The 23,657-nt window shown below is 30.6% G+C and carries 17 protein-coding genes; 6 read left to right on the top strand and 11 right to left on the bottom strand.

Annotated elements, in window-relative coordinates; translation table 11 throughout:
• Window positions 1-43: 43 nt before the first annotated feature.
• The 4 genes from EGM88_RS06690 to EGM88_RS06675 all read right to left on the bottom strand — a co-directional run bounded on the left by EGM88_RS06690 (window position 44) and on the right by EGM88_RS06675 (window position 3,320).
• Window positions 44-583, bottom strand: coding sequence for a DUF4468 domain-containing protein (locus EGM88_RS06690; RefSeq protein WP_162497551.1), 540 nt, complete (start codon window positions 581-583; stop codon window positions 44-46).
• Window positions 580-714 (bottom strand): PLD nuclease N-terminal domain-containing protein, encoded by a 135-nt coding sequence (locus EGM88_RS16010; RefSeq protein WP_238988397.1) that lies wholly within the window; start codon window positions 712-714, stop codon window positions 580-582. The genes EGM88_RS06690 and EGM88_RS16010 overlap by 4 nt, the downstream gene beginning before the upstream one ends.
• A gap of 129 nt (window positions 715-843) precedes the next feature.
• Window positions 844-1,380: an STM3941 family protein gene (locus tag EGM88_RS06680; protein ID WP_123897208.1), complete on the bottom strand. Its 537-nt coding sequence runs from the start codon at window positions 1,378-1,380 to the stop codon at window positions 844-846.
• A gap of 32 nt (window positions 1,381-1,412) precedes the next feature.
• Window positions 1,413-3,320: a S9 family peptidase gene (locus EGM88_RS06675; protein ID WP_123897207.1), complete on the bottom strand. Its 1,908-nt coding sequence runs from the start codon at window positions 3,318-3,320 to the stop codon at window positions 1,413-1,415.
• A 296-nt stretch (window positions 3,321-3,616) separates the two neighbouring features.
• Here EGM88_RS06675 and yaaA point away from each other — a divergent pair, with 296 nt between their 5' ends.
• Window positions 3,617-4,375 carry a peroxide stress protein YaaA gene (gene yaaA / locus EGM88_RS06670; RefSeq protein ID WP_123897206.1) on the top strand — a complete coding sequence of 253 codons (759 nt, stop codon included), beginning with the start codon at window positions 3,617-3,619 and terminating at the stop codon, window positions 4,373-4,375.
• A 119-nt stretch (window positions 4,376-4,494) separates the two neighbouring features.
• On the opposite strand, the gene EGM88_RS06665 is transcribed toward yaaA, so the two are convergent.
• Both EGM88_RS06665 and EGM88_RS06660 read right to left on the bottom strand, forming a co-directional pair.
• Window positions 4,495-6,009: a glycoside hydrolase family 10 protein gene (locus tag EGM88_RS06665; protein WP_123897205.1), complete on the bottom strand. Its 1,515-nt coding sequence runs from the start codon at window positions 6,007-6,009 to the stop codon at window positions 4,495-4,497.
• A 157-nt stretch (window positions 6,010-6,166) separates the two neighbouring features.
• The gene (locus tag EGM88_RS06660; RefSeq protein WP_123897204.1) at window positions 6,167-7,591 is read right to left on the bottom strand and encodes an L-serine ammonia-lyase; all 1,425 of its coding nucleotides are present in this window, start codon (window positions 7,589-7,591) and stop codon (window positions 6,167-6,169) included.
• A gap of 278 nt (window positions 7,592-7,869) precedes the next feature.
• Between EGM88_RS06660 and dnaK the strand changes: the two genes are divergently transcribed.
• Entirely contained in the window at window positions 7,870-9,789 is a 1,920-nt protein-coding gene (gene dnaK, locus EGM88_RS06655) for a molecular chaperone DnaK (protein ID WP_123897203.1), read from the top strand.
• Between the two features lie 92 nt (window positions 9,790-9,881).
• Here the strand turns inward: dnaK and EGM88_RS06650 are convergent, their stop codons facing one another.
• The 3 genes from EGM88_RS06650 to EGM88_RS06640 form a co-directional block, all read right to left on the bottom strand.
• Window positions 9,882-11,111 carry a hypothetical protein gene (locus EGM88_RS06650; protein ID WP_123897202.1) on the bottom strand — a complete coding sequence of 410 codons (1,230 nt, stop codon included), beginning with the start codon at window positions 11,109-11,111 and terminating at the stop codon, window positions 9,882-9,884.
• Window positions 11,098-13,632 (bottom strand): DUF2339 domain-containing protein, encoded by a 2,535-nt coding sequence (locus EGM88_RS06645; protein WP_123897201.1) that lies wholly within the window; start codon window positions 13,630-13,632, stop codon window positions 11,098-11,100. Before EGM88_RS06645 ends, EGM88_RS06650 begins: the two co-directional genes overlap by 14 nt.
• A gap of 242 nt (window positions 13,633-13,874) precedes the next feature.
• Window positions 13,875-14,336 (bottom strand): CAP domain-containing protein, encoded by a 462-nt coding sequence (locus tag EGM88_RS06640; RefSeq protein ID WP_123897200.1) that lies wholly within the window; start codon window positions 14,334-14,336, stop codon window positions 13,875-13,877.
• A gap of 562 nt (window positions 14,337-14,898) precedes the next feature.
• On the opposite strand from EGM88_RS06640, the gene EGM88_RS06635 reads away from it, so the two are divergent.
• From EGM88_RS06635 to EGM88_RS06620, 4 genes are all read left to right on the top strand, one after another.
• Window positions 14,899-16,272: an MATE family efflux transporter gene (locus tag EGM88_RS06635; protein WP_203229441.1), complete on the top strand. Its 1,374-nt coding sequence runs from the start codon at window positions 14,899-14,901 to the stop codon at window positions 16,270-16,272.
• Between the two features lie 124 nt (window positions 16,273-16,396).
• On the top strand, window positions 16,397-17,854 hold the full coding sequence (locus EGM88_RS06630) for an oligosaccharide flippase family protein (RefSeq protein WP_123897199.1): 1,458 nt from the start codon (window positions 16,397-16,399) through the stop codon (window positions 17,852-17,854).
• 1 nt (window position 17,855) lies between these two features.
• Window positions 17,856-18,464, top strand: coding sequence for a LysE family translocator (locus tag EGM88_RS06625; RefSeq protein WP_123897198.1), 609 nt, complete (start codon window positions 17,856-17,858; stop codon window positions 18,462-18,464).
• Window positions 18,465-18,561: 97 nt separating this feature from the next.
• On the top strand, window positions 18,562-19,056 hold the full coding sequence (locus EGM88_RS06620; RefSeq protein WP_123897197.1) for a DinB family protein: 495 nt from the start codon (window positions 18,562-18,564) through the stop codon (window positions 19,054-19,056).
• Here EGM88_RS06620 and EGM88_RS06615 read toward each other — a convergent pair.
• Both EGM88_RS06615 and EGM88_RS06610 read right to left on the bottom strand, forming a co-directional pair.
• Window positions 19,053-20,213, bottom strand: a complete 1,161-nt coding sequence (locus EGM88_RS06615; protein WP_123897196.1) for a gliding motility-associated C-terminal domain-containing protein — start codon at window positions 20,211-20,213, stop codon at window positions 19,053-19,055. The genes EGM88_RS06620 and EGM88_RS06615 overlap by 4 nt on opposite strands.
• A 3-nt stretch (window positions 20,214-20,216) precedes the next feature.
• Window positions 20,217-23,657 (bottom strand): tail fiber domain-containing protein (locus EGM88_RS06610; protein WP_123897195.1); only part of this gene is annotated, 3,441 nt, incomplete at its 5' end.

Below are 23,657 nucleotides of genomic sequence, written 5' to 3'. Positions count from 1 at the left end.
AAGTGATTAAAGGTTTTTTGATCTTGGTGTTACTATTCTTTAATTACCAATCAGAATCTTTTTCTGTTGTTTTGCCTGTTACATAATTATAGAAAGATTTTGAAAGACTATTCATTGTTAATTCTAAACTAGGAACAGCATCTTTGTATGATTTTCGAACATCTCCATTTTTTTTGAAGAAAGTTCTGTAGTCATAAAGTACTTTTTGTCCACCATCAATATAAAATTGTCCAATTATGTATTCAAATCGGTAACGTCCATCCTTAAATGAAATCTCAATTGTATATTCCATATTGTAAGAATTTCTGATACCTAATGATTTATACCACCACGCATCAGTTGCAAATCCGTCTATTCTAATTTTTTTATCTGTAATATTAGCTTTAAGAACTTTGTTTGGGTTTTTATATGTTTCTTGCACCCAGTTTAAAGCATTTTTATATGTTTCAGATGCAGTTAAACTATCAACTTGAACTACTATTGGTTCTACACCGTTTTGTGTTAATTTTAATTCAGGAATTTCTTGACCAATTGATAGATTTGATATTAAAATTGAAAGTGTTATAGTTAAAATTATCTTCATTTGCTTTTGATTTTTTGTTGTCTTCCTATTGTAAAATATAAAAGAGCTCCTAATACGTTTAGGAAAATAACTACAATTATCCATACAATTTTATTATTTCCTTCAAATTTACTTTTTAAAATATCTACCAAAGCTTATAGTTAAACAATAGTTAATATTTAAATAGCACCTAAGATTAATGTAAGTTGAATAGGGGTAATTAAATTCATAGTTTATTTTTGAGTTAGGATTAAATTTAATACTTATGTGTTTAATAAATCTTATTTATACTCTGTCATTTTTTCTAGTAGCAACCTATGTAAATTATCAAAGTTTGTTTTTAAACTATTGGCAGAAATACTAATAGGGGAACCATAACTTTTTAAATTCATTTTTATAGCATTTCTTTTTATAGGGTTTGTTACTTTATCTACATAATCTTGAGGGTTTTTAACAATAAACATTAAAAATTTTTGGTTCATAATTTTTAATGCTCTAATCTCTTGGATGTCTGTCCAAGGAATTAGTCCTGCTGACACACCACTTGAATTATCAGTAATACCTTGTTTGCTAATAATTAATCCAGGTTTCTTGTCTAAAAGTTTACGTATGACAGTTATTGCTATAAATCCAAAAAATAGAATTGCAATAAGGCCAATTATAAAAATAAAGGTTTCATTGCTAAGAATTGGACTGTTAGTTTTAGATGAATTTACCAAAAACCAAATTCCAATTGCTACAAAAGTGATGGAACCCAACAATGTTAATATCAATTTGTTTTTACTTAAAGGAATTTCAATTTGTTCTTTTTTATTCATTTTTATAGAGGTAAAATATAGTTGAAAGTTTATTAGAGCGTTTCTTTTAGCCATTTATAAAATTCATGTTGCCAAATTAGAGCATTTTGAGGGGTTAAAATCCAATGGTTTTCTTCTGGAAAATATAAAAGTTTACTTTTTATGCCTAATAATTGTGCCGCTTGATAAGCACTTAAACCTTGTTCAATAGGTACACGGTAATCTTTACCTCCTTGAATAATTAAAATGGGTGTATTCCATGCAGATACTTTTGTAATTGGATTAAACTCATTATACGCTTTTTGAGCTATATCATTATTTTTATCCCAATAAGCACCTCCAAAATCATGGTTTACAAAGAATAATTCTTCTGTGGTTCCGTACATACTGCGGGTGTCAAAAACACCATCATGTGCAATAAAAGTTTTAAATCTATTGTTGTGTATTCCTGCTAAATAGAATACTGAATAGCCTCCAAAACTGGCACCAATTGCACCCAAACGATTGTTGTCTACATAAGGTTCTTTTGCAAGTTCATCAATTGCGGTTAGGTAATCGTCCATAACTTGACCACCCCAATCTTTACTAATTGCTTCGTTCCATGCTACACCATGACCAGGCATTCCTCTTCGGTTAGGAGCTACAATTATATACCCTTGCGAGGCCATTAATTGGAAGTTCCATCGGTACGAATAAAATTGTGATAATGGAGATTGTGGTCCACCTTGTGCATATAATAAAGTAGGATACTTTTTAGTAGCATCAAAATTTGGAGGTAAAATTACCCAAACTAACATTTGTTTACCATCAGTGGTAGTTACATATCGTTTTTCAACTTTTGGTAAATTAATGCTGCTGTATAATTTAGTATTAATATTTGTTATTTGTTTAAAACTCTTGTTTTTTAAATTAAAACTATAAATCTCAGCAGCATGGTTCATATCCGTACGAGTAACCAGTAGTGTATTTTTATGTTGAGCAATAATACTAGTGATGTCAAATTGCCCTTCAGAAAGTTGTTCTACTACTGGAGCAATACGTTTTTTACCAGGATAATTTACTTTAAAGAGTTGCTTGGTTCCATTAACTGGTGCCGTAAAATAAATGTCTTTACCATCATTACTCCATAAAAAACCGTTAACAGTACCATCCCAGTGCTCAGTTAAATTCATTTGAATACCATTGTTTAAAACTACAATATCATTTTTATCACTTTCGTAACCATCCGTTTTCATTTGTAACCACGCCAACGTCCCTTTTGTAGAAAATGCTGGATTGGTATCGTAACCTTTGTTGTCTTTAGTAATATTTATAGTGGTTTTAGACTCTATATTGTATTTATAAATATCAGTATTGGTGCTGGTAACATAGGCTTTGCCTTTAAGTTTTTTACTTACATAGTAAATGTTTTTACTATCAGGCGACCAAATATAGTCTTCGTCACCACCAAAAGGACGTTGAGGGCTATGGTATGGCTCATTAGGCATAATATCAGTACCATTTGTATTTTCAGAATCTATTTTTTTATAGAATACATGATTGTAGCTGCCATTTTGCCAAGTATCCCAATGCCGAATGTCTAAGTCAGAATAAATGTATACATCTGATTTTTCTAAATCTTTATATATATATTTACCTTTAATATTTTCAAGATGAACTTCCTTGTTAAATAAAATATAGTTGCCATCAGGCGAAATGTTTTTGTCTATGGCACCAATCTCATCTTTTGGTATTTCAACGGCCGTACCTCCAGTAACTGGAATTTTATAGTATTTGTGCCCAAAGTTATTTTCTTTAATATTTGGGGTAGTTACTCTATAAAATAGTGTTGAACCTTCGGCATTAATACCTATTACCCCTAAACGTTTAACTTGCCATAATAGTTCTGGCGTCATATTTTGTTGGGCTACGGTTAAGCTACTACTTAGTATTAAAATAAAAAGAAGAAGTAATTTTTTCATTATTAAAACTTTTGTTATTGTGCGATTGTCTAATTTGTTCATGACTTTTTATAGGAGGATTTAGTTTTTTACAGAGGTTGTAAATTTATAATTTTCTTTTTGGTATCAGAAATAGCTATTAGATTTTACTCAGTAAAAGTGATACGAAGTTACTTTAATTTTAATAAAATAGCTAAAGAATAGCGTATGTCTTTTGAGTATAAATATTTTCTATATCTACATCAATTATTAAATTAACAAAGCATTTGAATAGTAAAATTTGCGTTGTATTTTTACCAATATAAAAAAGAACTAAAATGAAAATTATAATATCTCCAGCAAAATCTTTAGATTTTGAATCAGAAGTTTCTACAAATAAATATTCTCAACCAATTTTTTTAGAACAGGCAGAAAAATTGAATTCTGTTTTAAAAAAGAAAAGTGCAAAACAACTCTCTAAGTTAATGAATATTTCTGAAAGTCTAGGGCAATTAAATTTTGAGCGAAATCAACAATGGAGTTTGCCATTTACACCAGAAAATTCTAAACAAGCAATTTTTGCCTTTACAGGAGCTGTTTTTCAAGGTATTGCTATAAAAACGTTGCCAGAAGATAAATTAGATCAGTTACAAGATAAACTGAGAATAATTTCAGGGCAATATGGGTTGTTAAAACCATTAGATTTAATGCAACCTTATCGATTAGAAATGGGAACTAAATTAAAAGTAGGTAAAAAAGATAATCTTTATAAATTTTGGGATACTTCTATTACTACAGCTCTAAATAACGAGTTAAAAGAAGGGGAGCCTGTAATTAATTTGGCTAGTAATGAGTATTTTAAGGCTATAAAACCGAAAGAATTAAAATCTGATATTATAACTCCTGTTTTTAAAGATTTAAAAAATGGTGAGTATAAAACTATTATGACGTATGCTAAATTAGCTAGAGGCTATATGGTACGATATATTATTGATAATGATGTTGATACTATTGAAGGACTTAGAGGTTTTGATGTTGAAGGGTATGCTTATGACGCTAATTTGTCTTCAGAAAAACAGCTGGTTTTTACAAGGTAATACAACGGTATTAATTCTAAATAAGAGAAATGTTTTTATTAAATAGGTATTTTTCTTGATATACAATCTTACCAAAAAAACTCCCCCTTAAAAAGGAGGAGTTTTTTTATAGTATAATATTACTTCACATAAATTTCTGCTTCACCAATATTGTTATTTCTGCTAACAGGAATAACAATAAAAGTGGTTCTTTTTCTAAAGTCACGTTTGTTAATGTTTATGTGAGATAGACCTGTTAAACCTATTATTTTTGAAGAATTATTAAGGTCTATATTTTCATTTCTATCAAATTTGTAGATTAAAAATTTTACAGCTTTTTTTTCTTCGTTTTCAGGCATGGCTTTCCATGATAATTGATAAATGCGACCTTTAATTTTAGTTAGTTTTATATTTGAAACCGATTCTGGTATAAATTTTTTAGTATGATTTGTTGGTGGTGGTAAGGTAGGGTATTGGTAATAATTCTCTTTTAAAATTTTATTAATATTAAAAGTGTTTTTAAGAAAGCTTTTCGCACTAAAATAAGTAGAGCCTTTTATGGTCGACAAGGATTTATTTAAATCTAGTTGTTTTTCAATTTCTGTTTTGTTTTGCTGTTTCCAAGCTTCATCTGTCTTGCCGCCTAATCGATACATGGCTTGACCAATGTATAAGTTGGTGTTGTAATTATTTTTTATCCACCATTCTGCTATGGTTTTATAATCAGCTTTATCATGTCCAATTTGCCAATAAATTTGAGGTAGTATATAATCTAGCCATCCATTTTTAAGCCATAATAACACATCAGCATATAAATGATCATAATTGGTTTGACCAGCATCGGTATTAGAACCAGCAGGATCATCACTTTTATTTCTCCAAACCCCAAAAGGACTAATACCAAATTGTACCCAAGGTTTTATTGATTTTATAGTGTTGTGTAGTTCTTTAATAATTGTGTTAACATTGTTTCTACGCCAGTTGTCTAATTGATTTGGATAAAATTGTCCTCCATATTTTTTAAAAGCATCAGCATCGGGAAAAGATTCATTTGCAATTTTATAAGGATAAAAATAATCATCAAAATGAATAGCATCTATATCGTAATTTTGAACAATATCTGCCACTATTTTATTCGTGTATGCTCGCACTTCTGGTACACCTGGATTAAAATATGTGGTGTTTCCGTAATTTATAAACCATTCAGGTTTTTCTTCTATTAAAGCTAATGGAGTAGTTGTCGTTTTTTTGTAATCAATTAGAACGCGATATGGATTTAACCAAGCATGAAATTCCATTCCTCGTTTATGTGTTTCTTCAATAGCAAAGGCTAAAGGGTCGTAGTATGGAGTAGGAGGGCTGTTAATACTATCAGTTAGATAAGACGACCAAGGTTCGTAATTAGAATTGTAAAAAGCATCAGCAGCAGGACGAATTTGAAAAATAATTGCATTAAAGTTTAACTCTTTAAACGTATTTAAAAGATCAATAAGTTCGTTTTTTTGTTTAATTGGATCTAGATTTTTTTTACTTGGCCAATCAATATTGTTGACTGTTGCTATCCAAACACCTCTAAATTCGTGATTGATTTGTTGCGAAAAAATAAAATGAGTTGCAAAAAATAATATTAGAGTTAAAGTTATTTTTTTGTACATGAGAATTAAATTGATTGCTTTGTTGATTTTAATATTGATTACAAATTTACTATAAGAATAATAAAACTTGTTGTAGATTTTTCTATTACATGAAACTTTTTAATGTAAAATTTAGATGATAAAAGCTGTTACTTTGACAGTTTGAATATAAATTTAATTAACAATCTGACAACGCTACATTAACAGCTAAACCTCCAGTAGAAGTTTCTTTATATTTTGTATTCATGTCCTTTGCTGTTTCCCACATAGTATTTACCACTTTGTCTAAAGGTACTTTTACATTTTTAGGATCTGTATCTAAAGCTAATTCTGCAGCATGAATTGCTTTAATGGCTCCCATAGAATTTCGTTCTATACAAGGTACTTGAACTAAACCACCAATAGGATCGCAAGTTAATCCTAAATGATGTTCCATAGCAATTTCTGCAGCAATTAATACCTGATCAGGGGTGCCACCTAATAACTCTGTTAATGCACCAGCTGCCATTGCAGATGACACGCCAATTTCTGCTTGACAGCCACCCATAGCTGCAGAAATGGTAGCCCCTTTTTTAAAGATACTTCCTATTTCACCTGCTACCAATAAAAATTTTTTAATATGTTCAAAATCAGCATTGTGATTTTCTATTACCATGTAATACATTAATACAGCAGGTATTACACCTGCACTACCATTGGTAGGAGCAGTTACCACTCTGCCTAAAGAGGCATTTACCTCATTAACACTTAAAGCAAAGCAACTAACCCATTTTAGTATTTGTCTAAATTTAACTTCTGTTTTTCTAATGGCAACTAACCATTCTTGTGGTGTTTTGTAAGGGGTTGTACCAATTAAAGTTTTATGAATATCAAAAGCTCGTCTACGAACATTTAATCCGCCAGGTAAATTTCCATCAGTATGACAGCCTATATACATACATTCTAACATCGTATTCCAAATACGATGAAACTCATAGTCTATTTTTTCTAACGGTTTAATAGATTTTTCGTTTTCTAGAACTACTGCAGAAATGGGTAAGTTCAAATCTTTACAATAGGTTAATAATTCTGTGGCTAATCGAATTGGATAAGGAAACGTATTTAGAAATATTTGCTTGTTTTTTTTAGAGTTTTTTCGTTCTTCTTTTACTACAAAACCACCACCAATTGAGTAAAGAGTAGAGCGAATTTTTTTACCATTAACAAAGGCTGTAAATGTTATTCCATTGGCATGGTACGGTAAAAATTTTTTATTAAAAATAATATCGGTATCAGGATTAAATGGGAGTGGTTTTTCATTATTAAAGAGTATTGTTTTACTGTTTTTTATAGAAACAATAGTATTTTCTATACTTTCAATAGGTATCAATTCAGGATCAGCACCACTTAAACCTAAAAGTACAGCATAATCAGTAGCATGTCCTTTACCTGTCAGAGATAAAGAACCATATAAATCAACAGTTATTTTTTGAACTTTGTCAAATTTTTTAGAGGTCTTTAATTCTTTAATCCAACGTTCAGCAGCCCTCCAGGGGCCTAAAGTATGAGAACTAGACGGGCCCACACCGATTTTAAGCATATCAAAAACAGAAATACATTCCATAGAGTATAGTTAGTGTTTGAATAATCAAAAATAGACAAAAGAAATGAATGGTACTAACTGATGAAAAAGTTAAAAAAATATGATGTAAAAAGAAAATGTTATCAGTTTAACTGTATGAAAAAGCGTAAAAGTTTACTTTTTTAGATTTTAAATCTGCCACTCTGTCATTAATGTAAAAAAAATACTGTCAAAATCTTAAAATATCTTCGTTGGCATAATGATTGACTATTAAGAATCAGTAATCAAAAATTATAATCTAAAAATTTAATACATATATTATGAGTAAAATTATAGGAATAGATTTAGGAACAACCAACTCATGTGTTTCTGTGATGGAAGGGAATGAGCCCGTTGTTATCCCTAATGCAGAAGGTAAAAGAACAACACCTTCTATAGTAGCATTTGTTGAAGGTGGCGAACGTAAAGTTGGTGACCCTGCTAAAAGACAAGCAGTAACTAATCCTGCAAAAACAATTTACTCTATTAAGCGTTTTATGGGTAACAAATATTCTGAATCTAAAGAAGAAGCAGAAAGAGTATCTTATAAAGTGGTTAAAGGAGATAACGATACCCCAAGAGTTGATATTGATGGCAGACTTTATACGCCACAAGAAATATCTGCCATGGTATTACAAAAAATGAAAAAAACGGCTGAAGATTACTTAGGTCAAGAGGTAAAAGAAGCAGTTGTTACAGTTCCTGCTTATTTTAATGATGCACAACGTCAAGCTACGAAAGAGGCAGGTGAGATTGCAGGTTTAAAAGTAAGTCGTATAATTAATGAGCCAACCGCTGCTGCTTTAGCTTATGGTTTAGACAAATCAGGTCAAGATAAAAAAATTGCAGTATATGATTTAGGTGGTGGTACTTTTGATATCTCAATTCTAGAAATTGGAGATGGCGTTTTTGAAGTATTGTCTACACATGGTGATACACATTTAGGTGGTGATGATTTTGATCAAGTTATTATTGATTGGTTAGCAGATGACTTTAAAAAAGAGGAAGATATAGATCTTAGAAAAGATCCAATGGCTTTACAACGTTTAAGAGAAGCTGCAGAAAAAGCGAAAATTGAGTTGTCATCTAGTACACAAACTGAAATTAATTTACCATATGTAACGGCTACTGCAAGTGGTCCTAAACACTTAGTAAAAACATTAACTAGAGCACAGTTTGAAAAATTATCAGACAGTCTAGTAAAACGTTCTATGGAGCCTGTAAAAGCAGCTTTAAAAGATGCAGATCTTAGTACTTCAGATGTTGATGAGGTAATTTTAGTAGGTGGATCAACTCGTATTCCAAAAATTCAAGAAGAAGTAAAAAAATTCTTTGGCAAAGATCCACATAAAGGGGTAAACCCTGATGAAGTAGTTGCGGTTGGTGCTGCAATTCAAGGTGGAGTATTAACAGGTGATGTAAAAGATGTATTGTTATTAGATGTTACTCCATTGTCTTTAGGTATTGAAACTATGGGTAATGTAATGACTAAATTAATTGAGGCCAATACAACAATACCAACTAAAAAATCACAAGTATTTTCAACTGCGGTAGACAATCAACCATCAGTAGAAATTCATGTGTTGCAAGGTGAACGTGCTATGGCTGGTGATAACAAAACTATTGGTCGTTTTCACTTAGATGGAATTCCACCTGCACCTAGAGGAGTACCTCAAATTGAAGTAACTTTTGATATTGATGCCAATGGTATTATTAATGTATCTGCTAAAGATAAAGGTACAGGTAAAGAGCATAATATTCGTATCGAAGCTTCTTCAGGATTATCAGAAGAAGAAATTAAAAAGATGAAAGCAGATGCTGAGGCTAATGCTGAAGCTGATAAAAAAGCTAAAGAAGCTGCAGAAAAAATCAATGGTGCTGATGCAATGATTTTCCAAACTGAAAAACAATTGAAAGAGTTTGGAGATAAATTATCTGCAGATAAAAAAGAACCAATTGAGTCTGCTTTAGCAGAATTGAAAAAAGCACATGAATCTAAAGATTTGGCACAAATAGATGCTGCCATGGAAACGATAAATGAAGCTTGGAAAGCTGCTTCTGAAGAAATGTATAAAGCTCAACAAGAAGGACAGGCCGGTGGAGCTACTGCAGGTGCAGGAGATGCTGCTGGAGCTGAAGGTTCAACTGCTGAAGGTGATGATGTACAAGATGTTGATTTTGAAGAAGTAAAAGAAGATTAACCAAGTATTGGTAATCTAATAAATTAAAAAATCCCATTTCAATATTTGAAATGGGATTTTTTTATAAAATTTATTGAAAAAAGTGTAAAACATTAATTGTCTTTTCTTAAATCTTTTACTAGACTTATTGTAAAATAGAATATAACTATTCCAGCAATAGCAATACAAAGCCACATAAACCAAGGTTTTTTCCAAAAATCAGTTGCTATTTTAGAAGGGGTAGTAGGCATATTTTTAATTTCTATATGTTCTATATCGACTCTTGGTAATGTATTTGAAATTTCATTTTTAAAAAAAGAAAGATCGTATTGCGGTGCTTTTAAACTTTTGATTCCTGTTTTTACAGTATACGTTTTATTGGCCTTTAAAGGAACTACAATGTATAATGGGTTTTGGTAAAAAAGTACATCTTTAATTGTTAAAGGACTATTATCTTTATTCTCAATTTCTATATAAACATTATTTTCATGTAATTCGGGTATTTTAAAGCTATTTGTGCTATTTGAATTTAAGTAAAATTGAGTAATATACTGTTTATAATTTTCCTTTTTTCCTTTTACTTCTCTAGTGTCTATTTTATAAATTTTAGCACGTCTATTGTAAAGTTCAGGTTTAGTTATTTTAAAGAAAACCTGATTGATAATTTCTTTATTTTTAAAGTCAAAATGAACTTTTGTAATTTTTTTATCTGAAATTTCTGTAATCACCTTTGAAGTATATTTAACTTCTTGTAGCGGTTCATTTCTATAACTATTTTTAGAATTTCCTATGTTTAATATGTTTATTGGCAATGAATTGGTGTTATTAAAAATAATTTTTAAATAACTGTACGTACACTTAGGAAAAGAAATTCTTTTAAAAATAGAAGTTTTGTTAGGATGTTGTAATTCTGATAAACTTGAACTGTTTACAATTCCAAACCATTCTTTTTGATTGTTGCTTCCTAATAGTTTATAATTTTTGGAGCCATTGTAATTCGCAATTTCAAGAACCAGTTGGTTTAGTGTTTTATAAGGAGATTTTATCACATAAACAGAAATAGAATCTTTAACTATTTGTTTTGTAATAATTTCAAATTTTTCAAATTTATTGATTGTAATAGTCTCGTCTTTATGACGAATAAAATAAGGAATCTCATTATCAGAATCATCTACAATTCTAAAATTACTTAAATTTCTATTAGAAAAAGAACGTATTTCATTCGGTATTCTTATTTCATATAACCCATCATTATTCACGTTGCTTAATGTACCCATTACATATTGTTGGGCAGTAACAAACGTTGAAAATAATAGCAATAGAATAAAATTAATTGTCTTCATTTTCATGTTTTAATTTATCATCATCAATTATTAGAACTTTTATTTTTTGGTATACAAAAGAGATTATTAGTATTAATATACCTAATAGGATAAATGCTATAATTTTACCAGTTTCAGAAACATTAGTTATATCATATAAAAATAATTTTACAATGGTAATTGCTAATAAAACTAACGCGATAATACGCAATGTTTTTATTTGTTTTTTTATACCAATTAGTAAAAATATAAAAGCCAGAATACCCCACAATACAGGAAAACTTGTTTTAATTATTTTTAGTTTAGTCTGATTTATAGTTGATGTAGCTATTGAATCGTATAGATAGTTGAGGTTATCTTTGTATAAATCGTAATATTCACTCGCTTCTACTTCTATGGCTGTTACAGGTGAATTTAAAATTTTTAAACCGTGTAACATCACTTCGTTACTAAAAATATAAATTACAACTAGAGCAGCAATCCAAATAAAGGCCTTTTTTTTATATACAGGAAAAGTTAGTTGTAGTTTATTGGTTATATAAATTAAATACCCAAAGAAGCATATTAAAGCAAGTGATAGGTAGTGTAAATAAAATGCAATTTCTATGTTTATTCCAGAAACTAAATACGCTTTATGTTCTCCATAAGTTAATATTGAAATAGAGAATAGATATACTATAATATTAAAAATGGCTATTACATTTACAAGTTGATTGCCAATCAGAGTTCTCTTTTTATAACTAATAAATGATACTATTGCAGTAAAAAGTAAATGATAAATTGCAGGAATTGAAAGTGCAGAAGCAATATTATCTATAAAATAGAAAGATTGATATAAAACTTCAAACAAACCAACAAAGTAACTCAATAAAATTCCGGCAGTAAAAATTAAATTACGATAAACATTAGGATTAAAAGTGAGTTTCCATTTGTGTAGAGACTCATGTTCATTTTTTAATAAATAATACACTAAAAATAATGAGGCTATTCCAAAAAGTCCAGTAGCAAATATAGGATTGATAACAATAGTTAAGGTAGTTACACTATTGTATTTTTGTTCCCAATCCATTGCTAAACTAACAAGCATTAAAACATGTACTATTGCAGAAGCAAATCGATAACTTTTAATTTTAGATTTTTTTGCTAACCACATTAATAAAACGGCTTCTGCTGCCCAAAATAGAGTAATGTAATTTCCTTCAAATTGAATTGGTATTGCTAAGGTTATAAATGTTAAAGTTAGGCCAATCAATAAGTAAACAGCTATTTTGTCTAATTTAAACTTTTTATAGAGTAGCCATGCATATATAAAGTTAAGAACGCCTAATCCAACAGTAAATAATCCTTTTAATTCGGTATGGTATTCATTAAAAATTACCATACCAATACTATAAAATATAAACGTGTTAAAGATTAATATACCTAGTTGTATTTTAGAAAAAGAGCCTTTAGTTGATATGTTGTTAATAATATTAGTAATGATGAAAATAAGATAGAAAGCAAAAGCAAAAAGCAGGGCTCCTAAATACTGTGGTTGATCACTGGCCATTTCTTTAATAAACCAGCCGCCAAATAATAAAGTAGTAAAAATAAAAGCCAGTATATTAACTAAATTCCATTTTTTATAATAGGCTATTGCTAGTATACCAATATTAAGAATAAAAATGTAAGTAAATAAAACAATATAATTCCCAGTACCACTACTAATCATAAAAGGAACACCAAAACCACCTATTAAAGAGAGAATGGCTAATTCTATTCTGTTGTACGATATAGATATGATACTGCTAAAAGTAGTAATTATAACCATTAAGGTAAAGGCTATATTTTGATTAAATAATTGATATTCATGATAAGCAATGCCAATGGTAAAATATAATATAGCTATAGACCCTGCAACTAACACAGAACTGAAAGCACTATACTTTTTACGTAGTTTATGAGCAATTACTAGAATTAATGCACCCGCTAAAATACCTATACCTACTCGGGCAGGCTCATTTATCCAATTTTTATCAATAGCATATTTTACAAAATAACTTATACCTAAAACAAGTATCAATATTCCAATTTTATTAATTAGGTTTTCACCAATAAATTTCTCCAAATCTGGATTTTTTTCTTTAAACTTTTGCCAAAAAGATTTCCGGGTAGGAGTAGGGCTTTGAATTTCTTCAGGTTCGTTTATTGGTTCTTGAACTTTTTCAGAATCGTTAGTTATTGGTTTTGAAGTATAATTAGCATTGCTTAGATTTATTTCTGTTACTTCTTCAATTTCTTTCTTAGTAGGAGGAGTAACTTTTTCCGTTTCTATCTGTTTTTTACTTTCTTCAACTTTTTCTTCTTTAATGATAGAGGTTTTTTGAGGGGAGTCAAATTTTGCTTTTTGAGTTTCTTTTTCTTGAAACTGATATTTGCTTAAATTATCAATTTTTTGGCTTAGTTCGTCTATGCTTCTTTTTAAAACAGTATAATTAGCACTCGTTTTATTACTCAAAACAATTAGTAAAACTAAAATAAGTATCAATAAAAAAGCTGTCATAATATTTGATATAGGTTTGTAGTATACAAATGTAGTTATTTCTTAATCTTACAACCCCCCTGAAATCCGTTATATTACAACCTTAAACTGAATTAAAAGTAAAAATCCCATTTCTAATATAGAAATGGGATTTTTACGGTTTTTGGTTCTGATTAGTATCAGAAAATTATAAATAAGTATTTAGCGGGTCGATTTCTTTTTTTGGTTGAATTATATAACAGTAAAATTTAACTTTTAGTATATTATCTATAAAATAATTGAGTAAAATAATATGTGCCTTTAGCGTTTTTTACTGCGGCAATTCCAGTATGAGTGAAATTTCCTTCAATATTCTCTTTATGAATAGAACTTTTTAACCAAGCAGTTACTACTTCGTTTGCGGTATAGTATCCATATGCCACATTTTCACCTATCCCTTGTGCTTTTTCCATTTGTTTTAGGTTGTCAGTTCTATTTTTAAAATTGTCGTGACTGATTTTGTTTTCGGAAATCATATATTTACTATGCTCTATTGCTAAATTATCAGCAGTACTATTTCTAACTAATTTTTCGAGCCCCTTACTTTCTCTATGTTCATTTACTAATGATAGTATAGCATCTGTAATGCTTACTTCTACAATCATTTCATTACTATCATCTTCTGAACATGAAACAAAAAAAACTAATAACAGCAGTATTGAACTATATTTTATTAGGGTTTTCATAGGTTTAAATATAAATTGGTAAGTACTTAACTAATAAAAATAAAATTTAGTACATCTAGAGTTGTTATTATTAATTTTAATCAATAGATGTCTTATTTTTAATTGCTTATATGTTGTTAATTGAGTTAAAATTATATGATATTCTTAATGTTGCATCGATATTTGTTGTAAAAATAAAAATTATTAGTAAAAATTAAATAAAATAATAATTTAAATTCTTATTTGTTTTTTTATAGATTTTCTTAATCAGTATTCTACGAAAAAGTGAAATATGAAGTATGTAGAATTTATTTAAAACTTAAATTCCAGTATATTAGGCATTTTAATCTTTTATGAAAGAGCTAAATCTTGTTTTTAACGATATTACTTTTTAGATTTATCATTATTTGTTAAATAGTTAGAGGAAAAATAATTGATTAAAGTGTTTTCTTATTGTTATTTTTTTTGATGTAAGTAGTTTAAAGTGTTGATTATCAGTTATTGTATTTTGTTTAGGTATTTTTGATTTATGGTTTGTGCTCTCTTAAAATCTATTACCTTTGCCAACGTTAAAATTTGAAAATTGAACTTAAAAGCATATACATCTGAATTTCGCTATAATTTAAAGCTGGCATACCCTGTTATGTTAGGTATGATTGGGCATACATTAGTTAGCTTTATAGATAATATAATGGTTGGTCAATTAGGTACAGCAGAATTGGCTGCTGTATCTTTAGGAAATAGTTTTGTTTTTATAGCAATGAGTTTAGGCATTGGTTTTTCTACTGCAATTACACCTTTGATTGCTGAGGCTGATGGTGAAAAAAACATTTCTAAAGGAAAGCAAGCATTTAATCATGGATTAATTTTATGTACCATTTTAGGTGTGGTTTTATTTTCGGTGTTGTTAGCTATAAAACCATTAATGTATAAAATGGATCAACCTTCAGAAGTGGTAGATTTGGCTATGCCTTATTTAGATTTAGTGGCTTTTTCATTAATTCCTCTTATAATTTTTCAAGGATTTAAGCAGTTTGCTGATGGGTTGTCACAAACCAAATATTCTATGTATGCTACAATTATAGCAAATGTGATAAATGTTGTACTTAATTATTTGTTAATTTTTGGAAAATTTGGTTTTCCAGAAATGGGGATTATTGGAGCTGCAATAGGAACCTTAGTTTCAAGAGTTGTAATGTTAACATATATTTGGTTGTTATTAAAATCTAAAGACAAGTTTAAGCCTTATTTTGAGAGATTTAATTTTAATAACATCAAGAAAAATATTTTAAAAAAAATAATAAGTCTTGGTTTTCCTTCGGCTTTACAAATGTTTTTTGAGGTAGCCATATTTACTGCTGCAATTTGGTTAAGTGGTGTTTTGGGTAAAAACCCACAAGCGGCTAATCAAATAGCCTTAAATTTATCTTCTATGACATTTATGGTGGCTATGGGATTAAGTGTAACAGCAATGATTAGAGTAGGTAACCAAAAAGGGTTAAAAAACTTTAAAGATTTGAGACGTGTAGCATTTTCTATCTTTTTATTAACTTTTTTTCTAGATATAATTTTTGCATTATTATTTTTAATATTTAATCAAGACTTACCTCGTATTTATATAGATGAGCATGATGTATTGAATCAAATAGATAATATTGAAGTTGTAAGTATTGCAGCTAAATTATTATTAGTATCAGCTGTTTTTCAAATTTCTGATGGGTTGCAAGTAGTGGTATTAGGAGCATTAAGAGGAATGCAAGATGTAAGAATACCAACCCTTATTACTTTTGTGGCATATTGGCTCATAGGTTTTCCTATCTCATTTTATTTAGGAAAGGAAACTATGTATGGAAGTGTAGGTATTTGGTTAGGATTGTTAGCAGGTTTAACCGCTTCAGGGGTACTACTTTTTATTAGATTTAATTATTTAACAAAAAAATTAATCTCTATAGCATAAATTATAGCCATAATAATTAGTAGTGGTATTATTATTTTTTTTGAGCCATTAATAATAATTATTTTTATCATTTAAATAATACTTGTTTTAAAAATAACTTTAAAAAAGACTAACAAAATCTCTAATGGGCATCGTATTAAAGCAATCATTTACCAATACCTTAATTTTATTTTTAGGATTTGCCATTGGAGGAATAAATGTTCTGTTTTTGTATACCCATTTTCTGCATGAAGATTATTATGGTTTAAATACTTTTTTATTATCAACAGCTAATATTTTATTGCCTTTATTGGTTTTAGGAATGCAGCATACGATTATTAAATTTTATACGTCATATCGAACTAAATATGAGCAAGATCAGTTTTTAACTTCGGCGTTGCTACTTCCTTTATTTATTATAATACCATTAGCAATTTTAGGTAGTTTTTTTTATGAAACTATAGCCAATTGGCTGTCTAAGGAAAATAACATTATTAAGCCGTATACGTATCTCATTTTTTTAACAGCGATTTTTATGGGATATTTTGAAGTATTTTATGCATTTAGTAAAATTCAATATAAATCTGTTTTTGGTAATTTTTTAAAGGAAATTTTTTCACGTATATGTACTTCTATTTTATTAGTTGGTGTTTATCTGCAATGGATTACAGATGTGCAATTCATTTATGCTATTGTAATTGTTTATGGTATTAGAATGTTAATAATGATGTTTTCGGCTTTTAAATTATATAAGCCTGATTTTATTATAAAATTTCCAGAAAACAGTAAAGAGATTTTATCGTATTCTTTTTATATCATATTAGCAGGTTCTGCAAGTGGAATTTTATTAGATATAGATAAGTTTATGATTCCACAAATGGAACAAATTGCTGAAGTTGCTTATTATGCAGTTGGTATTTATATAGCATCTGTAATTGCTATTCCTTCGCGTGCAATGCAGCAAATTATAAATCCGCTTACGGCTAAAGAACTTAATAGTAATAATTTAAAAGAAGTAGAAAATCTTTATAAAAAAAGTTCAATTACACTTTTAGTAGCTGGTGGATTATTGTTTTTGTTAATTAATTTAAATATTAATGATTTATATGCCTTTATTAATAAACCTGAATATGCTGTTGGTGGAATGATTGTGTTAATGATTTCTATAGCTGAACTTTATAAGTTATCATTAGGTACCAATGGTGCTATTTTAACAAATTCTAACCATTATAGAGTATTTTTCTATTTTTCAATTGCCATGGCAATAAGTGTTGTTTTTTTAAATAGATGGTTAATTCAGCTTTTGGGTATAGATGGGGCAGCTTTGGCTACTTTAATTGTGGTTTTAATTTTTAGTACAGTTAAAATTATTTATGTGCAATTAAAGTTAAACATGCAACCTTTTACAAAAAAAACAATACTTGTACTAACAATTATTTCAATATTATTTTTGATTTTTTATTCAATTACTATTCCTTTTCACCCTATAGTGAATATGGTTTTAAAATCATTAATAATTACAATAGTTTATATTTTTACCATATATAAATTAAATATATCAGAAGATATTAATGTGTTAATAAAAAAGTATTTTAGGTTATAATATGGATTTTATATTACCCCTATTATTAGGTTTTTTTTCTGCTTTTGTTGGGCTGTTGGCACCAGGAATGTTGAATATGACAGCTGTAAGAACCGCTATTGAACAAGGTAAGAAAGCGGGATATTTATTTGCAACAGGTGCGGCTTCTGTAGTTTTAATTCAGGCTACAATAGCATTGTTATTTGCCAATTATATTAGTAAAAACCTTCATATATTAGATAACTTAAGAGTTGGGGCAATCGTTGTTTTTTTTCTACTAGCCATTTTCTTTTTTACTCAAGCTAGAAAAAAATTTAAAGCTGAAGGAAAAGTTAAAAAAGGTAATATGTTTTTAATTGGTATTATTATGTCATCAATAAATATGTTAGCCATTCCTTTTTATTTTGGACTTTCTACTTATTTTACTGCTAATGGCACATTGGTTATGAAACAACCCTATATCTCATTATTCGTTATTGGTGCTTCTTTAGGATCTTTAAGTATATTTTATATGTATGTGTATTTTGCAAATTTAATTTCTAAAAGAGCTAAATTTATTGCTTCAAACATTAATTATATTTTAAGCGGATTGTTTTTATTATTAGGTTTGGTAACCTTATTAAAGATGTAACTTACCTATATATTTTTTATAATCTCTTTTCTAAAACCTAAAATCTATTTAGCACAAATAAATTATTATCTTTGTTAATTAAGGTTAAAATTTTACTATGATTGATGCTATTGTAAATAATTTAAATAGAGGAGTTAAATTACTAAACGCTATAAGTGACAGTGAATATTCTAATACCTCTGTAAAACCTTACCATTCAAGTATTGGTGTTCATATACGTCATGTTTTAGATATTTTTGATTGTGTTTTTTGTGGGTTAGAAAATAAACATATCAATTTGGCTATAAGAAAACGGAATCAAGAAGCAGAGCTTAAAACAGATGCGGGTCTTCAATATTTTAATGATATTATTGGTAAATTACAAGAGCTAAAAAATACCAATTTAGATGATGAAGTTTACGTTATAGATGATTTAGGATTGGGTACAGTTAAAACAAAGTATACTATAGGAGCAATATTATCTCAAGCTCATAGCCACGCTATTCACCATTTTGCGAGTATAGGATACATTATTTCTCAATTAGGCATTGAATTGCCTGATACTGATTTCGGATATAATCCTACTACTCCCAAAAATGATGTTTTAGCTTAATAATTGATATAAACCCAACCTCTATAAGTTTTATATTTGTTAGTTACTTTATCTTTTAATTTAAGAATAAAAAAGTATGTGCCAACCGGAACAACTATTCCTTTATCAATAGTTAAACTATTTTCTGAAATACCTCCCCAATCGTTATTGTAATTTTCAGTTTCGTAAACCAATTTGCCCCAGCGGTCATAAACTTCAATTGAATTTTCTTGAGATAAATCTAATCCTGTTATTTCAAAATGGTCATTCAATCCATCTCCATTAGGTGAGAATCCAGTGTTTATAGTAAAATCATTTCCAGCTGGTTCAGCAGCTATTGTGAGTACTTCATAATCATCTGGTACAAATGAAACAGAAGTAATGTCTCCCTCTTCTAAATCTCCAGAAACATCATTTCTACCTAAACTATCCCATCTTAGTGTTTTTGTATTCCAACCTACCACTCTTAACAATTCAATATCATCGGTTAGGTTTTTAAGATCACTATCCAAATCCCAAGTAAGAGTAACTTCTACAGGTTCATCTCCATCTAAATCCCAAAACTCTTTGTCATTTACCTTAGAAAGTATAGGGGCAAAGCTATTGGTATCAAAAAGAGTTGTAAATGTAGTAGGACTATTAGGATTCTCATAAAAATAGGCACTCTTAAAATTTGATATTGAGTTTGGTTTCGATATAGATAAGGGTCTTAATTTATCTTCATCACCAATCGGAAAAGTGAAATCTATAGCCCCAAAAAGAGCAGCATACCCATCTACATGTTCAAAATCAGACTCACCTTTGTAATTGGCTTGTAAAAAATCTAATGTTATATTAGAATCGGTTCTTGGAGTAAAAACTTTTCCATTTATAAATTCAAGAGTATTGTAAACACCCATTGATGTTTCTAGATATAGACCATCTAGAACATCAATTTCTGAGTTGTAAAACTCAGCAATTGATGTACCTGAAACGGTTAATTGATTCTCTCCGTAAAATCCTGCTAGTCCCAAATTGTTATTAAACATACCGTCGTTAACTAGGTCGGTATGAAATCCTATTTTACCAGTATCATGTATTTGAATATCTCCAAAATTATGAAATGCTTCTTGGGCATTTAATTGTTGAAGTACAGTAAATAGGATTACTATAAATAAACTATTTATACTTTTGCTCATTTCTTATTTATTTTGTAATTCTAAAATGGCTTTCTCTAAAGCATCAAGTCTATCTTTCATGGATTTGTTTTCTTCCTTTAAAGATTTATTTTTATTTTCTAATTCTTTAACGGCGTTAATTAACATGAAAGTAACTTCATTAGCATCTACTTGTTTAAAATCTTTAATGCCGTGCATTTCTGATTCTATTACCATAGTAGGAACAATTTTTTCAACTTCTTGAGCTATAAAGCCTACATATGTTTTGTCTCCAAAACCTAATTCCTTTTTGTATTGGAAACTTACAGGTCTTAATTGACGCAATTCATCTAAACCTTTGTTGTAATCTAAGATATTATCTTTTGAACGTCTGTCTGAAAGAACGGCCCAAGTACCACCACCAGTTTTCATAGCAACACCATTTACATTTAATGCTCCCGTTCCTCCCGTAGTTCCTATTCCAACTTGATTTTGAAAGTAGTTTTTTGTGTTGGTATCCCCTGTTTGATAAATACCCCAAGTATTAGCTGCTACACCGGTAGAACTCATAATCACTCTGACACCAAAATTACTTCCTGCTATAGTACCACCAGTTGAACCCGCATGAATGTAGGCTCCATAATTGCTTCCACCAATTGATCCTGTATTTCTCGTTCTAGCAATAGAATAAATACCATAGTTAGCACCTTTTACTTCGCCTAAATGATCTGCATTAAAATACCCTGCATAATTGATCCCAACAGAAGAACTTGCATTACCAGGTGTATACGAATAAACACCAAAGTTAGCACCTGTTACTTTACCTCCAACATGACCTGTATGCGTATATACTCCATAATTTGAACCGCCTAACGTACCTCTTACTCTAGAAAAGTTTTGTGAGCCATAGTTGTGTCCAGCAACATCACCATAAATATCAGTTAAATTAACGGTACCATAATTGCTACCCCCCACTTTTGAACCAGCAGGAATAGTTACATTGTTGTAAGTACCAAAATTTGATCCCCCAATGCTACCACCAGAAGTAGGTTGTACATAATTATAAATACCATAATTGGATGCAGTTACAGTACCGCCATGCCTAGCTGTATTATAAATGCCGTATACAGTTCTACCTGTTGCACCACTAGCAACAGCAACATTAAAGTTACCTCCAATAGATGTTGCCCCAACGCTTCCGCCACTTGATATATTTACAGTACCAACTACACCATATGCACTACCAGTTACGGTACCTGCAATTGTATTTCGGCCATATAAACCATGGGTGTTCGTAATTGTTGCTCCACTTGGCATATTAACATCACCAAATACACTATAGTTATTACTTACCTTACCTGTTGAAGTAGGAGTACTATTTGAATAAATACCGTAGTTTGAAGATGCACTACCCGCTACTGTATTAGAAATGTTTGTACCTACTTGCGTTGAAACACTACCTGTTGAACTTGAGTTTATATCTAATTTATAACGAGGTGCATTTGTACCTATTCCTACATTACCTGATACAGCCGAATATTGGTTATTACCTGAAACCGTCCAGTCATTATCTGCAAGACTAGAAGGGTCTTCCCAAGATCCTGTACCGTTCGCATCACTTACCATAACTTTGCCAACACCTTCATTACCATCAGTCATTCTGATACTTCCATTTACTTCTAATTTTTCATTAGGTATTGTTGTACCAATACCAACATTACCATTGCTATTAACTATCATTCTTTGTTGACCTTGTGTTATAAAACCGATTTGATCATTGCTTGTAAATCCATTTTGACCACCAAGAGTAATCATTGTCGCAGCACTTCCGCGTTGATCTCCTTCAATGGCTCTTGCATATACCCAAGGAGTTGCAACAAAACCTGCATTATTTAAAGGACTGGCAGCTTGGAAAGCACCTTGTCCACCTAAAGTAGAATCAAGATTTGTATCGCCTATTATGGCAGCACCTTTAACTGTTAAAGCTTCTGAAGGTGTTTTAGTTCCAACACCTAATCTGTTATTAGTATCATCATAAAATAAATTAGCATTGTCTTCAGTAGGTTTACCATCCGTATCAGCAAAAAATATAGAGCCTTTAGTTCCAGTAAGATCAGCACCATCAGCACCCGTGTCACCTTTAGGACCTTGAGCACCAGTAGCACCTGTCAATCCTTGTATTCCTTGTTCACCTTTTTCACCTTGATCTCCTTTATCACCTTTGGCACCATCTTTACCATCGATACCATTTGTACCGTTAGTTCCGTCTGCACCAGCTGCACCGGTATCACCTTTAGGACCTTGAGCACCAGTAGCACCTGTTAATCCTTGTATTCCTTGTTCACCTTTTTCGCCTTGATCTCCTTTATCACCTTTGGCACCATCTTTACCGTCGATACCATTTGTACCATTAGTTCCGTCTGCACCAGCTGCACCCGTGTCACCTTTAGGACCTTGAGCACCAGTAGCACCTGTCAATCCTTGAATTCCTTGTTCACCTTTTTCACCTTGATCACCTTTATCACCTTTGGCACCATCTTTACCGTCGATACCATTTGTACCGTTAGTTCCGTCTGCACCAGCTGCACCGGTATCACCTTTAGGACCTTGAGCACCAGTAGCACCTGTTAATCCTTGGATTCCTTTTTCACCTTTTTCGCCTTGATCTCCTTTATCACCTTTGGCACCGTCTTTACCATCGATACCATTTGTACCGTTAGTTCCGTCTGCACCATCAGCACCATCAGCACCCGTATCACCTTTAGGACCTTGAGCACCGGTAGCACCCGTTAATCCTTGAATTCCTTGTTCACCTTTTTCACCTTGATCTCCTTTATCACCTTTGGCACCGTCTTTACCGTCGATACCATTTGTACCGTTAGTTCCGTCTGCACCAGCTGCACCCGTATCACCTTTAGGACCTTGAGCACCGGTAGCACCCGTTAATCCTTGAATACCTTGAATACCTTGTTCACCTTTTTCACCTTGATCACCTTTTTCGCCTTTGGTACCCGTATCACCTTTATCGCCTTTGGCACCATCTTTACCATCGATACCATTTGTACCGTTAGTTCCGTCTGCACCAGTTGCCCCAGTATCACCTTTGGGACCTTGAGCACCAGTAGCACCTGTCAATCCTTGAATTCCTTGTTCACCTTTTTCACCTTGATCTCCTTTTTCGCCTTTTGTACCATCTTTACCATCGATACCATTTGTACCGTTAGTTCCGTCTGCACCATCAGCACCGGTAGCACCTGTTAATCCTTGGATTCCTTGTTCACCTTTTTCGCCTTGATCACCTTTTTCGCCTTTGGCACCATCTTTACCATCAATACCATTTGTACCGTTAGTTCCGTCTGCACCAGCTGCTCCGGTATCACCTTTAGGACCTTGAGCACCAGTAGCACCCGTTAATCCTTGTATTCCTTGTTCACCTTTTTCACCTTGATCTCCTTTATCACCTTTGGCACCGTCTTTACCGTCAAT

Origin of the sequence: Aureibaculum marinum, assembly GCF_003813905.1 — a bacterium.
GTDB lineage: Bacteria > Bacteroidota > Bacteroidia > Flavobacteriales > Flavobacteriaceae > Aureibaculum > Aureibaculum marinum.
This window is presented reverse-complemented; position numbering and strand designations above follow the sequence as displayed.

Bases quoted from the DNA above. Each gene is read 5' to 3' on its own strand.
- EGM88_RS06690 (WP_162497551.1), bottom strand. From the start codon at position 583: ATGAAGATAATTTTAACTATAACACTTTCAATTTTAATATCAAATCTA.
- EGM88_RS06680 (WP_123897208.1), bottom strand. From the start codon at position 1,380: ATGAATAAAAAAGAACAAATTGAAATTCCTTTAAGTAAAAACAAATTG.
- EGM88_RS06675 (WP_123897207.1), bottom strand. From the start codon at position 3,320: ATGAAAAAATTACTTCTTCTTTTTATTTTAATACTAAGTAGTAGCTTA.
- yaaA (WP_123897206.1), top strand. From the start codon at position 3,617: ATGAAAATTATAATATCTCCAGCAAAATCTTTAGATTTTGAATCAGAA.
- EGM88_RS06665 (WP_123897205.1), bottom strand. From the start codon at position 6,009: ATGTACAAAAAAATAACTTTAACTCTAATATTATTTTTTGCAACTCAT.
- EGM88_RS06660 (WP_123897204.1), bottom strand. From the start codon at position 7,591: ATGGAATGTATTTCTGTTTTTGATATGCTTAAAATCGGTGTGGGCCCG.
- dnaK (WP_123897203.1), top strand. From the start codon at position 7,870: ATGAGTAAAATTATAGGAATAGATTTAGGAACAACCAACTCATGTGTT.
- EGM88_RS06650 (WP_123897202.1), bottom strand. From the start codon at position 11,111: ATGAAGACAATTAATTTTATTCTATTGCTATTATTTTCAACGTTTGTT.
- EGM88_RS06645 (WP_123897201.1), bottom strand. From the start codon at position 13,632: ATGACAGCTTTTTTATTGATACTTATTTTAGTTTTACTAATTGTTTTG.
- EGM88_RS06640 (WP_123897200.1), bottom strand. From the start codon at position 14,336: ATGAAAACCCTAATAAAATATAGTTCAATACTGCTGTTATTAGTTTTT.
- EGM88_RS06630 (WP_123897199.1), top strand. From the start codon at position 16,397: ATGGGCATCGTATTAAAGCAATCATTTACCAATACCTTAATTTTATTT.
- EGM88_RS06625 (WP_123897198.1), top strand. From the start codon at position 17,856: ATGGATTTTATATTACCCCTATTATTAGGTTTTTTTTCTGCTTTTGTT.
- EGM88_RS06620 (WP_123897197.1), top strand. From the start codon at position 18,562: ATGATTGATGCTATTGTAAATAATTTAAATAGAGGAGTTAAATTACTA.
- EGM88_RS06615 (WP_123897196.1), bottom strand. From the start codon at position 20,213: ATGAGCAAAAGTATAAATAGTTTATTTATAGTAATCCTATTTACTGTA.